This window comes from Longilinea arvoryzae (assembly GCF_001050235.1).
Classification (GTDB): domain Bacteria; phylum Chloroflexota; class Anaerolineae; order Anaerolineales; family Anaerolineaceae; genus Longilinea; species Longilinea arvoryzae.
This window is the reverse complement of sequence record NZ_DF967972.1, coordinates 3,110,251-3,124,104: the sequence shown is the minus strand read 5'-3', so window position 1 is coordinate 3,124,104 and position 13,854 is coordinate 3,110,251. Positions and strand designations below refer to the sequence as shown.

At 54.4% G+C, this 13,854-nt stretch carries 19 protein-coding genes; 9 read left to right on the top strand and 10 right to left on the bottom strand.

All coding sequences use genetic code 11. The features are described 5' to 3' along the window. Window positions 1–24: 24 nt before the first annotated feature. Together LARV_RS13915 and LARV_RS13910 are read right to left on the bottom strand one after the other, a co-directional pair. Window positions 25–1,107, bottom strand: coding sequence for an SAF domain-containing protein (locus LARV_RS13915; RefSeq protein ID WP_075074200.1), 1,083 nt, complete (start codon window positions 1,105–1,107; stop codon window positions 25–27). A gap of 209 nt (window positions 1,108–1,316) precedes the next feature. Continuing rightward, entirely contained in the window at window positions 1,317–1,463 is a 147-nt protein-coding gene (locus LARV_RS13910; protein ID WP_075074199.1) for a Flp family type IVb pilin, read from the bottom strand. A 333-nt stretch (window positions 1,464–1,796) separates the two neighbouring features. Here LARV_RS13910 and LARV_RS13905 point away from each other — a divergent pair, with 333 nt between their 5' ends. The 4 genes from LARV_RS13905 to sucD all read left to right on the top strand — a co-directional run bounded on the left by LARV_RS13905 (window position 1,797) and on the right by sucD (window position 5,567). Further along, on the top strand, window positions 1,797–2,333 hold the full coding sequence (locus tag LARV_RS13905) for a hypothetical protein (RefSeq protein ID WP_075074198.1): 537 nt from the start codon (window positions 1,797–1,799) through the stop codon (window positions 2,331–2,333). Between the two features lie 50 nt (window positions 2,334–2,383). Further along, window positions 2,384–3,430 carry an SPFH domain-containing protein gene (locus LARV_RS13900; RefSeq protein WP_075074197.1) on the top strand — a complete coding sequence of 349 codons (1,047 nt, stop codon included), beginning with the start codon at window positions 2,384–2,386 and terminating at the stop codon, window positions 3,428–3,430. Window positions 3,431–3,561: 131 nt separating this feature from the next. Continuing rightward, window positions 3,562–4,704 carry an ADP-forming succinate--CoA ligase subunit beta gene (gene sucC / locus LARV_RS13895; RefSeq protein WP_075074196.1) on the top strand — a complete coding sequence of 381 codons (1,143 nt, stop codon included), beginning with the start codon at window positions 3,562–3,564 and terminating at the stop codon, window positions 4,702–4,704. Further along, the gene (sucD, locus tag LARV_RS13890; RefSeq protein ID WP_075074195.1) at window positions 4,701–5,567 is read left to right on the top strand and encodes a succinate--CoA ligase subunit alpha; all 867 of its coding nucleotides are present in this window, start codon (window positions 4,701–4,703) and stop codon (window positions 5,565–5,567) included. Before sucC ends, sucD begins: the two co-directional genes overlap by 4 nt. 51 nt (window positions 5,568–5,618) lie before the next feature. On the opposite strand, the gene acpP is transcribed toward sucD, so the two are convergent. The 3 genes from acpP to LARV_RS13875 form a co-directional block, all read right to left on the bottom strand. Next, a complete protein-coding gene (acpP, locus tag LARV_RS13885) occupies window positions 5,619–5,855 on the bottom strand; it encodes an acyl carrier protein (RefSeq protein WP_075074194.1) in 237 nt (78 codons plus the stop codon). Between the two features lie 133 nt (window positions 5,856–5,988). Next, window positions 5,989–6,684, bottom strand: a complete 696-nt coding sequence (locus tag LARV_RS13880) for a glycosyltransferase family 2 protein (RefSeq protein ID WP_075074193.1) — start codon at window positions 6,682–6,684, stop codon at window positions 5,989–5,991. Window positions 6,685–6,691: 7 nt separating this feature from the next. Continuing rightward, window positions 6,692–7,306 carry a histidine phosphatase family protein gene (locus LARV_RS13875; protein ID WP_075074192.1) on the bottom strand — a complete coding sequence of 205 codons (615 nt, stop codon included), beginning with the start codon at window positions 7,304–7,306 and terminating at the stop codon, window positions 6,692–6,694. 114 nt (window positions 7,307–7,420) lie between these two features. Between LARV_RS13875 and fni the strand changes: the two genes are divergently transcribed. From fni to folE, 3 genes are all read left to right on the top strand, one after another. Then, complete coding sequence (fni, locus tag LARV_RS13870; protein ID WP_075074191.1) at window positions 7,421–8,464, top strand: type 2 isopentenyl-diphosphate Delta-isomerase; 1,044 nt, start codon at window positions 7,421–7,423, stop codon at window positions 8,462–8,464. Then, on the top strand, window positions 8,454–9,470 hold the full coding sequence (locus LARV_RS13865) for a polyprenyl synthetase family protein (RefSeq protein ID WP_075074190.1): 1,017 nt from the start codon (window positions 8,454–8,456) through the stop codon (window positions 9,468–9,470). Before fni ends, LARV_RS13865 begins: the two co-directional genes overlap by 11 nt. A gap of 109 nt (window positions 9,471–9,579) precedes the next feature. Continuing rightward, entirely contained in the window at window positions 9,580–10,170 is a 591-nt protein-coding gene (gene folE / locus LARV_RS13860) for a GTP cyclohydrolase I FolE (RefSeq protein ID WP_075075246.1), read from the top strand. Between the two features lie 73 nt (window positions 10,171–10,243). Here the strand turns inward: folE and folK are convergent, their stop codons facing one another. From folK to LARV_RS13835, 5 genes are read right to left on the bottom strand one after another with little or no spacing between them, the layout of a single operon-like run. Next, entirely contained in the window at window positions 10,244–10,717 is a 474-nt protein-coding gene (gene folK / locus LARV_RS13855) for a 2-amino-4-hydroxy-6-hydroxymethyldihydropteridine diphosphokinase (protein ID WP_075074189.1), read from the bottom strand. 8 nt (window positions 10,718–10,725) lie between these two features. Beyond that, window positions 10,726–11,079, bottom strand: a complete 354-nt coding sequence (locus LARV_RS13850) for a dihydroneopterin aldolase (RefSeq protein WP_075074188.1) — start codon at window positions 11,077–11,079, stop codon at window positions 10,726–10,728. Window positions 11,080–11,101: 22 nt separating this feature from the next. After that, the gene (locus LARV_RS13845) at window positions 11,102–11,827 is read right to left on the bottom strand and encodes an SDR family oxidoreductase (RefSeq protein WP_075074187.1); all 726 of its coding nucleotides are present in this window, start codon (window positions 11,825–11,827) and stop codon (window positions 11,102–11,104) included. Beyond that, window positions 11,824–12,582 carry a prolipoprotein diacylglyceryl transferase gene (locus LARV_RS13840; RefSeq protein ID WP_075074186.1) on the bottom strand — a complete coding sequence of 253 codons (759 nt, stop codon included), beginning with the start codon at window positions 12,580–12,582 and terminating at the stop codon, window positions 11,824–11,826. Before LARV_RS13840 ends, LARV_RS13845 begins: the two co-directional genes overlap by 4 nt. Then, window positions 12,582–13,139, bottom strand: coding sequence for a peroxiredoxin family protein (locus LARV_RS13835; protein WP_075074185.1), 558 nt, complete (start codon window positions 13,137–13,139; stop codon window positions 12,582–12,584). The genes LARV_RS13840 and LARV_RS13835 overlap by 1 nt, the downstream gene beginning before the upstream one ends. A gap of 137 nt (window positions 13,140–13,276) precedes the next feature. Here LARV_RS13835 and LARV_RS13830 point away from each other — a divergent pair, with 137 nt between their 5' ends. After that, a complete protein-coding gene (locus tag LARV_RS13830; RefSeq protein ID WP_075074184.1) occupies window positions 13,277–13,546 on the top strand; it encodes a metal-sensitive transcriptional regulator in 270 nt (89 codons plus the stop codon). Window positions 13,547–13,575: 29 nt separating this feature from the next. Next, entirely contained in the window at window positions 13,576–13,782 is a 207-nt protein-coding gene (locus tag LARV_RS13825) for a heavy-metal-associated domain-containing protein (RefSeq protein ID WP_075074183.1), read from the top strand. Window positions 13,783–13,854: the final 72 nt, after the last annotated feature.

Genomic DNA, 13,854 nt, shown 5'->3' with positions numbered 1-13,854 from the left:
CGGGGAATGATCCCTATAGGAATATTATTGCGGGGTTTCTTCGGATGTCGGCGCCAATGAGTCTGTGGACGGTTCGACACCATAAGGCAATTTGACGGGCAGCGGGATGTTCTTCTGATCGAGCACAAATTGAAGCGTAACCGCATCCGTATTGATAGCCTGAGCGTCTCCGGCACTTCGCAGGGCGACTGTCATTTTGACATTCGCCTCGATGAGGTAATTCAACAGGACGACATCCTGCGGGGAGACGATGAGGGTCAGATTATCCGGGGCGGTGGGTGTGGGAGTAGCCTGGACATCTTCCTGGCTACTGGACGTGTCAGGCGCGGCTGTCGCCTGGACCGCCTCTTCACCTTCTGTTGTAAAATCGCCTAATTTTAGAACGATTGCATCCTGTAGAACGGTCTGGCAGACGATCCGCGGTCGTTGTGCTTCGGAAGGCTGAACATACAGCGGTTCATTCAGGTTCTCATCCAATTCGACCCGGCCTTGTGTTGAGCTGTCGCCCGTTTCAAGACCCATGGCCAATTGCGGAAGTTGACCTTCCACAAAGCCAGGCGAGGTCACGGCAGCAGATTTATTCGGCAAAATGCTCTGGAATTCCTGGTCGATATCCACAATGTTCAAACAGGCAACCACCATGACATGATCGCCAGCCTGGGGGGCGAAGGATACCGCGGTCAATTTGGTGACCGGGATCGGAATTGCAGCCATTCCGGCCGGAATCTGGAAGGAAGGAATGGATCCGGCCGTATCCATCACCAGACTGGCGGTCAACGGAACCTGTGGATCGAGATCGTATTTGGCGCGTTTCCCAACCACTTCTTCAACATTATTGAAGAAAGTCGTCCCTTCGACGATCTTTTCTTTGGGATAATCGATCGTGGTGACTTTATCGCTCGTGATCACACTTCCACGGGAAATGGATTGTGCTGAGATCACAATCCCAACGGTTTCGGTCGAAACGGTGGGTTGAGCCTGATCAGCCGGCGGAGTCGAGGTCTGATTTTGAAGACGCAAAAACAGAAATACCCCGGCAAAAATGACAATCAGGAGGATAGCCAGTAGGATAATTGTCCGACCGGTTTTACGTCCACTTGCAGCCATGCGTGCCTCCTATTCTAGGGAAAGAGAAACTGACAATCTAACGTATTATAAGGCAAAAACGAAATGGGGTTGTTGTATACCAAGACATAGTTATCGTTTTTGTAAATTCATCCAGACAGGATGCAATTTGTATGCCAAAATCGTGACATTATTAATCAAAGAAAGCCCTGTTTGGGCAGGGCTTTCTTTTTGTAGGCATGAGTGTGGGCTTAGATAGCCTGGACGATGTTGCTGAAGATATTGCCGATCGCAGGACCCAAGAGGGCGAGAATAACAATCACGACAACGGCAACCAAAACAAGAATCAACGCATATTCAACTAAACCTTGCCCTTTTTCCTTCGGAGCGAATAACATGTTCTTTCACCTCCCTTCTGCTCTAGTATGTCATACTACTCTGTTGAATTAGATTATAGGGAATATTTTAAAAATTACAAGGAAAGTACATTACAAACTCCTTACAGCGAACTTTCTGAATTGAAAGGCTGCGATAACCGGATCGGAAGTCTCATGAGCGAATTTGCGCGGGTGTTTACAACTCTTCAATAATTCCTGCGTATATAAATAGAGATTAACAAATGGGTTCCTCGGTTGTTATGGTGCAGCTTTCTGGCTATAATGAAAGCGCATGTTTTTGAAACCACACCCCAATCTGATGAAAATCAGTCGATGAACGCAATGGGAGGCGCAATGAGCGATTTATTTGATCGTGTTCTTTCCAGCCAGCAGGGATTGGAACAACTGCTTGCCAAGATTCCCGGTTTCAAGGGTTATTCCGAACGTAAAAATCGACGCGCTGCTGACAAATTACTGCGTGAAACGGTGGCGAATCGTTACGAAGAGCAATGGCAGCGAATTTCCGCGATCCAACGTGACCTGATCAGCGAGGGCGGACTCCTTTTTGTGGATGATCTGGAGGGAGCCGCAGTCAAGCTTCGCCAGTTCATCGATCGAATTCGGACGGCGACCTATGGATACGCTGGATTCTTCGATGCCATCAAGGTAAAGGAAGAAGAGCTGGCGGCCATTTATCAATATGATCTCAATTTGATGACGCTTGCTGATGATGTGGCGCGAGCCATCGATAACGTCGAAGCCGCCCTGGGCACGGAGGGTTTGAAAACCGCGATTCGAAGCTTGACAAAGACCGCTCAAGATTGCGTGGACGCCTTCGAGAAACGCGCCGACGTCATCAAAGAAATGTCCACCGAAAGCAAACAGCAATAAGCCCAACCGGAAGTGTTGAATCGATTAATTGAGATAAAGGGAGAACCAAGATGGCACGAATCTTTGATGTTGTTGAATATCCCAGTGAGATGGCGGATGAATTGGTGCATCGTTTCCCTGAAGTGGGAGTGGCCGATCTTCGCCTGGGTTCGCAGGTGATTGTTCGTGAAGCGCAGCGCGCTGTCTTCTTCCGGGACGGGCATGCTTTGGATGTACTTGGCCCGGGACGGCACACGATTTCGACGGCGAATATCCCGTTCCTGATCGATTTGATCGGCAAGGCCTTCAACGATCGAACGCCATTCACGGCGGAAGTTTATTACGTCTCGATGAAAGAGTTCGCTGACCGCCGCTGGGGGACTCCGCAACCCATTTTGGTTCGTAATCCCGGGATGGGCCTGGGGGTGGCGCTGCTCCAGGGTTTTGGCACCTACAGTTTCCAGGTTCACGACGCCCAGCAGTTTGTGACCCAGATCGTTGGTGCACAGGGCGTCTATCGAATTGCGGATATCGAGAATCGCCTGCGCACGGTTCTACTTTCACGGCTGCAGGATTTGCTGGCCGAAACCGCCGCCAAGAGCTCGGTGGCCGAGTTGATCGCCCTGACGGATGAATTGAGCGCCGGCGTCCGCGCCAAGGCGCAGGATGATTTTGCCGCCATCGGCCTGACGCTGAAGACTTTCTTCGTCGGCAACCTTAAACCGTCGGATAAATCCGCCGAAGAACTGCGCGCGATGGGTATGTTGGATATGCAGACCTACACCCAGTTGCAGGCCGCGGATGCTCTGCGCGATGCAGCGCAAAACCCGAGCGGCGGAGCCGGTTTGACGGCCGGGATCGGCGCTGGCGTTGGTCTGGGCAATGTCATTTCCCAATCTTTGTCCGGCATGGCGTCGGCGAACCAGCAACAGGCAAACGGCGCGGGTGCGGCGGCCGCCGTTCCTTCGGTGATGACGCCTTTTGAGGCGGCGACCGTTCTGAAAGTCTCTGAAGAGGATGTCATTGCGGCCATTACTGCAGGCGAATTAAAGGCAAAAAAGATCGGCAGCGCCTATCGCATCAGCAAAGAGGCTCTCGAAGAATTCCTAAAAGGTTAAATAACACCAAAATAATCAAAGCCCTCCGTTTGGAGGGCTTTGATGCATTAACGAACAATTGTGAAAATCAAGCACATGATATAATTTTATAAACGGGGTGCTAATATATCCTTTCCATCCAAGGATGCAGGATGAAACTTCACGAATACCAATCCAAGTCGGTGTTTGCGAAATATGGTGTTCCCATTCCCAAGGGACGGGTCGCCGGGATTGCCAGTGAGGCAAAACAAATCGCGGAAGAATTGGGCGGCCGTGTCGTGGTCAAGGCGCAGGTGCTGGTTGGCGGCCGGGGAAAAGCCGGTGGAATTCGGCTGGCGAAGAGTCCCCAGGAAGCCGAGGAACTGACCACACACATCCTTGCCATGAACATCAAGGGAATGAAGGTCCGCAAAGTTCTGATCGATGAAGCGGTCACCATTGTCAAGGAAATATACCTGGGAATCACCAATGACCGTACCCGGCATTGCCCGGTGATGATGGGCTCGTCCGAGGGCGGCATGGAAATCGAAGAGGTTGCAAGGAAAAACCCGGAGAAGATCCTGAAGGTCGCCATCGATCCGCTTTTGGGGCTGCGCGATTACCAGGCTCGGGACCTGGCCGTGAGCATGGACCTTCCAAAAGAATATTGGAAAATGTTCATCACCATCGCCAATGGGCTCTGGCGCGCCTACCAGGAAAATGACGCCACGCTGGCTGAAATCAATCCGCTGGTCATTACCGCCGATAACCGCCTGCTGGCCCTGGATGGGAAAATGGTCATCGACGACAACGCGCTTTACAGGCATTCGGACCTGAGCGAGGCCCGTGACCAGGATGAAGAGACTCCGGGTGAGGTGGAAGCCCGGAAATATGGCCTTTCCTTTATCAAACTGGATGGTGAAATCGGCTGCATGGTCAACGGCGCCGGTCTGGCAATGGCGACCATGGACCTCATCAAATTCTACGGCGGTTCTCCGGCCAATTTCCTGGATATCGGTGGAGGAGCCGCAGCTGAAAAAGTGGCCTCCGGGTTACGAATAATCCTTTCAGACCCGAATGTCAAAGCGGTTTTGATCAATATCTTTGGCGGCATCACCCGGGGGGATGAGGTGGCGCGGGGAATTTTAAGCGCCCATCAAGAGGCCAAGTCAAAGGTTCCCATGATCGTTCGTCTGGTGGGCACCAATGCCGAAGAGGGCCTTCGTTTGCTGACAAATGCCAACTTCGTAATGGCAGACACATTGGTCGATGCGGCTCAGAAAGCGATTGCGGCTGCCAGGGAGGGGACGAAATGAGCATCCTGGTCAATAAGAATACCCGTCTTCTCGTTCAAGGCATCACCGGGCACGAGGGTTTATTTCACACCCAGCAAATGGTGCAATATGGAACCAATGTCGTGGCCGGTGTAACGCCTGGCAAGGGCGGTGAATGGGTGCTGGACGGCAAGGTGCCGGTTTTCGATTCGGTGAAAACGGCCGTGGAAGTCACCGGCGCGAATACCAGCGTCATCTTTGTCCCCGCGCGCAGCTCGGCGGATGCCATTTTCGAGGCCGCGGATGCCGGCATTCCGCTCATCGTGTGCATCACAGAGGGTGTGCCGGTTGCGGATATGATGCGCGTGCGAAAATTCCTGGATCAGCACTCGGTGCGCCTGGTGGGTCCGAATTGCCCCGGATTGTTGACGGCCGGCGAGGCAAAGGTTGGGATCATTCCGGGAAAAATTACGATTCCGGGAAACGTGGGCGTCGTTTCTCGCTCCGGCACGTTGACTTACGAAGTGTTGGCGGCGCTGCGAATGGCCGGTCTGGGAACGTCCACCTGCGTGGGCATCGGCGGCGATCCAATTTCCGGAACGAATTTTGTGGATGTGCTGGAATTGTTCGAAGCGGACCCGCATACCGAAAAAGTGGTCGTCATCGGAGAAATTGGCGGATCGGATGAGGAGCGCGCGGCCGAGTTTATCGCCACGTCGATGACCAAACCGGTGGCGGCGTTTATCGCCGGCCAGTCGGCGCCTCCAGGAAAACGGATGGGACATGCCGGCGCGATCATCGAGGGCGGTTCCGGAAGCGCGGAAGAGAAAATCCAGGCACTGGAAAACGCCGGTGCGCGCATGGCGCGCCATCCAGAAGAGATTCCTAATTTACTTAAAGATTAAACCTAAAAACGGCGCGGAATTTCCGCGCCGTTCCGGTTGATCCATGTTCACTTAGTTCTTGTGTGTTTCGACGTAGGTGACTGCGTCCTGCACAGAGCGAATGGCGCGCGCGTCATCATCTGAGATGGTGAGGCCGAATTTTTCGCTTAAACCATCGATCAGGAAGAATTGATCCATCGAATCGGCTTTCAAATCTTCGACAAAACGAGTTTCGGGCTTGATATCGCCTTCGTCGACTTTCAAAACATCCACGATTACGGCCTTCACTTCTTGATAAGTATCGCTCATCACGTTCCTCCTAGGATAAGGGCAACTTCATTACTTTATGGATTAAGTATGAATTGTATTGTGTCTTTTTCATCTGTCAAGATGAAATCCTGCTTGCATTTCTTGTAACACCCGGCAGTCGGTATGGGTTTCGCTAATTTGAAGTTCTCATGATGCGCCGAGTCTTGGCGATGATGCGGAACCAATTGACGATATGCCTGAGCGGGACGATATGGCTTTTTTCTCCCGCGTAGATCGTCTGAATGGTGACCCATTCAAGGCGGTATCCCAGCTTGACGCAGACGGCCAGCATTTCGACTTCGAATTCAAAACCGCGTTCGGTGCTGCCGATTAATTTTTCCATCAACCGGTTGGAGATAAAACGGTAACCGGATTGATTGTCGCGGTCTTTCTGGCCCAACGCCCATGAAAACATGACCCTTCCGATGGTATTCGAACAACGCCGGACAATCGGCATTTTTCGAAAATCCCGCGCGCCAATGATAAGATCCGCCTGAGTTTGCGTGTAGCAATCGAAGAAGATTGGGATCTCATCCGGGTTGTGCTGGCGGTCCGCGTCCAGCGTGATCACCCCGGCGTAACCATTTTGAAGCGCGTATTGGAAACCCGCCCGCATGGCCGCGCCTTTGCCCTGGTTGGGCACCTGGCGGAGAACGACCGCACCGGCCTCTTCGGCGATTTGGGCAGTGCGATCGTGGGAACCATCATCGACGACCAGAACAGGCAGGTATTTGCTGGCGCCGTGGATGACGTCGGCTACACCGACCTCTTCGTTAAATGCCGGAATTAAAGCCAGAATATTGGGTTTGACAGGAGAAGGGCTGCTCATGCGTAAATTATAACCTGAGACCATCCCAAACCTTACAGAATAATTCACCTTTTTGTTCTTCCGCAATCACCATCCCGGTGTGACTTAAATAATGGCGAGAGACGAAATCGAAATCGATATTTTTCAAGATCAAAGGAAGCACGCACAGATAAGTTCCCCCATGGCCGATGAAAAGAAGCGCCCGGTCAGAATTGAGATTTGCTTCTTGCAGGGCCTGGATGAATGGAAGAAAACGATCGCGAATCGAGTCGAAACTATCGCCGCCGGAAAAGCACCGGCTGTAGTCTTTTCGCAGCAACCAAGCCTGGAAGATCTCATCGAAAGCCTGCCAGCTTTCAGGATCGGTTTTGCCTTCGAGCGCGCCGGTGTCGAATTCGACCAGCGCATCCTTGACCTGCGGAACGAGATTCAACCTGTAGCCAATAACTTCAGCCGTCTGACGTGCGCGAAGCAAGGGACTGCAATATATTTCCTTGACCGGATAGGCGCTGACTTCCTGCGCAAGGTGAGCCGCCTGCTGAAAGCCCAGTTCGGTCAGCCCATGTTTCAGGCCACGGTTGGAAAATTCATGCAGGAGGTTGGCTTCGCTTTCTCCATGTCTGGCAAAAATCCAGGTTGACATGCCGCTCATTCCTCATCGATGGATAATTCGCTCGAATCGTCTATCAAAACGGAGAGGAGAAGATGGAGATGATCTCTGGTATACTCGATTTATTCTTCTCGCCGCAAAGAGATTATGCCAGATAATCCGCTTTTACCCAATCGAAAAGCCGACCAGATTCGAATCAATCGAGAGGAGGACGTGCAATCCGGCCTCACCTCGGGTCTGGAGCATTTTCGATTCCATCATCGGGCGCTACCCGAATTGGACTTGGAAGAAATCGATTTATCTCAATCTTTGCTGGGCAAGACGGTAAGAACGCCCATCCTGATATCGTCGATGACCGGTGGAACGGCGGAAGCCGAAACCATCAACCGCGTACTGGCGCAGGCTGCCCAGGAAACGGGCATCGCGATGGGGGTGGGCTCGCAGCGCACCGGAATCGAGCACCCCGAACTGGCTTACACTTTCGAAATCCGGAAGTATGCGCCTGACATCCTGCTGTTTGCCAATATCGGCGCCGTCCAGTTGAATTACGGTTATGATATCGATCAGTGCAAACGAGCCGTGGATATGATCGGGGCGGATGCCTTGATTCTGCATTTGAACGCGCTCCAGGAGGCCTTGCAGCCAGAAGGGGACACGCGTTTCAGCGGTCTTGCGCAGCGCATCGAGCAAATCTGCCGGCAGTTAACCCTGCCCGTGATTGCCAAAGAGGTGGGCTGGGGATTCTCCGAGCAGGACATCCGGCTGCTTCAAAACGCCGGGGTGACTGCGATCGATGTGGCCGGCGCCGGGGGAACCTCCTGGTCTCAGGTGGAGATGCACCGTCTGACAGACCCGCGCAAGGCGCGGGTGGCGGCAGCCTTTCAGGATTGGGGGATCCCAACCGCGGAAGCCATCCGAAATGTCCGCCGAGTTGCGCCGGATCTCCTGGTGATCGCTTCGGGAGGGTTGAAAAATGGCATCGACATTGCGAAGTGCATTGCCCTGGGAGCCAGGTTGGGCGGCATGGCCGGCCCATTCTTGAAAGCAGCCAGCCAGTCCGTGGAAGTCACGCTGGATCTCATCCATGAAATCGACGATATTCTTCGAACCGTGTTTTTCGCCACCGGTTCGCGCAACATCCCGGCATTGCAGGATCACAAAATCTTCGAAGAAGGCGGCCATGGCTTATAAGCAGTTCTCAGCGCAATTCTTGCCTGCCGTGGAAACGGCGCTGCACAGCTTGCTCGAGCAGCACTTCCAGCAGGACCGTTATGCAGATCTACGCTACATGATGGCGTATCATCTCGGTTGGGAAGGCGAGGGGAGCGGCGCAAGGGCGCAGGGTAAACGCATTCGCCCGCAGATCACGCTACTGTGCTGCGCGGCCGCCGGAGGGGATTGGCATAACGCGATCCCGGCCGCGACGGCAGTGGAATTGATCCATAACTTTTCTCTGATCCATGACGATATCGAAGACCGAAGTGAATTGCGGCATGGCCGCAAGACGGTCTGGGCAAAATGGGGTGAAGCCCAGGCGATCAACACGGGAGATGCCATGCTGACCCTGGCGCACCTGGCGTTGATCGATCTTGATAGATCGTTACCCGCCGTAAAAACACTGGCCGCCGCAGAACTTCTCCAGACGACCTGTCTCGACCTTACCCGGGGCCAGTTCCTGGATATCTCTTTCGAGACGAAGCGCAGCATTCCCGTCGAGGATTATTGGCCAATGGTCGGAGGGAAGACCGCGGCGTTGCTGGCCGGATGCGCGAAGTTGGGCAGCCTGGTTGGCGGAGCCGACGAAGACCGCCAGGACGCATTTTACCGGTTCGGCTATTCGCTTGGATTGGCATTTCAGGCGCAGGATGACGCCCTGGGAATCTGGGGCGACGCGGCGCTGCTGGGAAAATCGATCGAAAGCGATCTGGTATCAGGTAAGAAGACCCTGCCGGTTGTTTTTGCGCTGGTCAAAAATAACGCTTTTGCGCAGCGATGGTTGGCCGGACCGATTACAATAGAAGAGGTTCCTCAACTCGCTGAAGAACTCCGCGACGAGGGCGCCAAAGAATTTACCCTGGCGCAGGCTGATCGTCTGACCACCGAGGCGCTGGAAGCCTTACACGAAGCAGTCAGCGAGCCCACGGCTGGTCAGGCGTTGGAGGAATTGGCGCTCGACCTGCTCAAACGGAACCGTTAGCCCGGTGTAAAATGCTCTTGAAAGAACGGTATGAAGGTGGATCCTTCTGAGGAGTCGTGAATTTATGGATGACAATGATGGTGCTGTTTACAAAGCTGCGGAATTGTTTATGGATAGCGAGATCGATGTCGATACCATCCAAAACGCGGTCAGCAGCATGCTCGAAGCGTTTGGTGAAGATCCCAAACGAGAAGGTCTGGTAAAGACGCCGGACCGCGTGGCGCGCATGTATGAAGAGCTGCTGGCCGGTTATCGCACGGATCCGATCGTCATGGTCAACGATGCCCTCTTCGATGTCGAGTATGACGAGATGGTCGTCGTCCGGGACATCGAATTCTACAGCCTGTGCGAGCATCACATGCTGCCCTTCATCGGCCGGGCGCATGTCGCTTATATTCCGAAGGGGCGGGTGATCGGCCTATCGAAAATTCCACGCGTCGTGGATATGTTCGCCAGACGATTACAGGTTCAGGAACGCATGACGCGCCAGATCGGTGATTTCATCAATGAATTGCTTCATCCACAGGGTGTGGCGGTGGTAGTCGAGGCGCTGCATTTGTGTTCCATGATACGCGGCGTCAAGAAACATGATTCTCGCATGACAACGTCCACGATGCTGGGCGCCTTCCGTACTGACCTGGCATTGCGGATGGAGTTCCTGGATAACATCTCCCGCGGGGCACAGCCCCTGCATTTCTAAAGCAGAATTTCGTGAAACGTGAACGGCGGCCGGCAAGATTGTCCGGCCGCCGTTTTTTATGTTTTGGATGGGGTTACTGAAAACCGAAGAATTCGGGGTGTGGTACGGCCCGTGACTCTTCGCGTAATTCCCGGGCGATATCTTGTAGACTTTTCCCGGTCGCGGGATCGACCAGTTGCGGCGCCAGCGCGGATACGGGCAAGGCAATGTGCGCCCACGTCCACACGTGCGAATCCGTCACCTGGCCGTCCCAGATGATGATATCGATATCGATCGTCCGGGGGGCGTTCTTATTGCTGGTGCGAACCCGTCCCATCTTGTCCTCGATGGGGCGTATGATCTGCCATTTGAACGCCTCGCTCTCCCGTTCCGTTTCGACCAGAACGGCGATATTCAGGAAATTGGGTCCTGGATTGCCGACGGCCAGCGTTTCCCAGAGGATCGAAAGGGATAATACATGGCAATATTCCTGTAGGAGGGCAATGGCAGTGGGAATATTCTCCGCAGGGAAGATATTGGAACCAAGCAGCAGAATGGCCTGGTGCATAGGATTGCTCAGGGGTTGAAACGTTCGATTTCGCAGCCCACCGAACGCGAGAAGCGCACCGCGCCGGGTTTTTCAACCCGCACACGAACGCCCTTCACATTCGGTTCGGCCAGGCACAGCGCTGCAATTCTGGCGCACAGGGCTTCCACCGTGTAGGTGTTGGCTGTTTCAGCCAGGGCAAATACCCGCTTGGAGATATCCCGGTAATTTGCGCAGTCTTGAATATCGTCACTGATCGCTGCCTGGCTGATGTCGGTGAAGAATACCAGGTTAATCAGGATGTCCTGAGGTTGCTGGCGTTCGCGATCCGAGATGCCAATGACGCCACGCACGAGTAAATCTTTGACGAATGTTTGATCCATGAAAACCTCTTGTATCGAGAAATCACACCAGATGCCGGCCGCCGTCCAGGTGAAGGATTTCGCCGGTCATATACGCCGGACCGGATAACAGGAAGACCACGCTTTCGGCGACTTCGCGCAGGTCTGCCCAGCGCGCAGCCGGCACGGATTGAAGAATTTTATCAGGATTTGGTCCTTCGGCCGGCGGAAGGATGGCGCCCAGAGCCAGACCGTTCACCAGGATGCGCGGCGCAAGCGCCACGGCCAGGGATTGGGTCATGGCTGCCAGGGCAGCCTTGCTGATCGTGTATGCAAAGTGATCCGCGCCCGGGCGCACTGCGCGCCAGTCCAGGATGTTGAGGATCCGTCCTTCTGGTGCAGCGGAATACCGACGCGCGAACTCCTGGCTAAGCAGGAAAGGGGCGGTCAGGTTGACGGCCAAATGCTGGTGCCAGTTTTCGAGCGTGGTCGAAAGCACGTCTTGTGAGCCAAAAATGGCGGCGTTGTTGACCAGCGCATCGATGGAAGCGAACTTGGATGCCCGGTCGATCATGGCGGTCACCTGGGAAGGATCCTCCAGATCGGCCTGCACCACCCAGGCTTTTCGGCCCAAATTGAGGATGTCTTCGGCCGTTTCCGCCGCTTCCTGGACGGAGGCATGGTGATGCAAAATCACGTCTGCGCCGGCTTCGGCCACCGCCATCGCGATTGCGCGGCCGATGCGCCTGGCCCCTCCGGTCACCAGAACAGTCTTTCCGGCGAGCGTCATTGTGTTCCTCCCGATGGCCCTTCAACTGGGGACAATTTCAGCCTGGAGCCGATGACGGCCAGGCTTACCGCCAGTACCAGCCAGGCGAAAACCTGCGCCGAGCGCAGCGTTCCAAATAGATAAGAACTGTCGCCGCGGAAGCTCTCCACGATGATGCGGGCGATCTCGCTCAATGCGACAAAGAGTAGAAACCGCAGCCCGGAAATTCGATCTTTGCGTTGGCGCGGCCAGACGCTGAAGGCGACCCCTAATGCCAGCACGGTTTCGTATAGTTGAGTCGGATGCCGGTACGCGCCCCATAAATGGATGCTCCAGGGCAGCCGGGCCGGGCTTCCAAAGGCTTCACCGGAGGCAAAATGCGCCAGTCCGATGGCGATGGCCATCACGCAGAAGAATGGGGTCAGCGCATCCAGCGTCTCCCAGAACTTCATTTTAATACGCTGGATATAGATCAGGGCGGCCAGACCGGCGCAAATCAGGCCACCGGTTACGTCCAGCATGGCCGTATTCAGGCTCACCAGGTTGAGCGGGTGCTGGAGGAAAACGGCCGGGGACCGGGCAGCGTAAAAGAATCGCGCGCCCAGAACGCCGGCGGCCAAGGCGATGATCGCGAGCGTATCGATTCGATCGGGGGCGATCTTCTGTTCAAGGCGAGCCAACTTTTCACTCAAGGTCAACCCAAACCACAATCCAAGTAAAAGGATCTGGCCAGGGGTGGGGATGGCCAGCCGACCGATTTGCAGGATCGGGAGCATCAGGGTTCCTCCGCCAGCAGACGTTGAACCTGGGTTTGAACCAGGGCTTCAGACATCGGTCCTCCGATGATGACCTGCTGGATGACGCCTTTGCGATCGATAAAAAAAGAGCTCGGCATCGCGAGAACCTGGTAGGCTTTGGATACCTGACCATCAGCGTCGATCAGTATCGGAAAAGTCAATCCGCGGTCTGCCACGAATTGAGTGGCGGTCGGTAAATCGTCCTGATAAGTCGTGTTCACAGCCAGGATGACGACGTCCTGGCCCTGATATGCCTGCTGTAAGGCTTCGAAGGCTGGCATTTCCGCTTTGCAGGGAGGACACCAGGATGCCCAGAAATTCAGCACAACCACTTTTCCGGTAAAATCTTCCAGGCCAATCGGATCGCCGGATAACGTGTTCAAGGTAAAGGCTGGCGCCGGGAAACCCGCCTGAGGGGCGAGTGTTTTGCCCTGGGCAGCCGGATCCGTCAACAGGGCGGTGCCCGCGATCCAGGCTGCGGCGAGCACCAGAACGAATCCGGAAATCCAGGGATGGCGTTTGCGTGCGATCTGCATAGATCAATCCTATTGAGATGGGAGAACTGTGTCAAGCGGAAAAATTATACTCAATATATTGACAAATTGGAGGTTAATTGATATTATTAAGTGGAATTCCCTCCCCCACCGGGGAGGGGGTATAAGAGAGAGAAGATATGGCGAATTCTGAAGCAATTGTGCGTTTGAAAACGGCCGAAGGCCATCTGCGCGGTATCCAACGCATGATGGAAGAAGGCGCTTATTGTATCGATGTGATCCGGCAGATCCAGGCAGTGCAAGCCGCGCTGAATAAGGTCTCGACGATGGTCCTCGATAACCACCTGAACAGCTGTGTCATCACTGCCATTCGAGGCGAAGATCCGAATGAGCGCGAACGCGTGCTGAAGGAAATCGCCGATATTTTCGACGCAGGCAACAAAGTCTGATTCTTGATTATCTCGATTAGGAGTAACCCATGACAACCATTACCTACCACGTCCCCGCGATCTCTTGCGGACATTGTGTCCACACGATCCAGAGTGAATTGAGCGAACTGCCCGGTGTGAGCCGGGTGGAGGCAACCCTGGACAACAAGAATGTGACCGTCGAGTTCGATATTCCGGCCACGGAAGAAAAGATCAAGGAATTGCTGGCCGAGATCAATTACCCGGTCGCGGCCTGAAAAAAAACACAAAAAAGGTAGTCCGCTATCCGAAACGAGCCGGTTCCTCCCTGCGGATCGCACCGGCTCGTT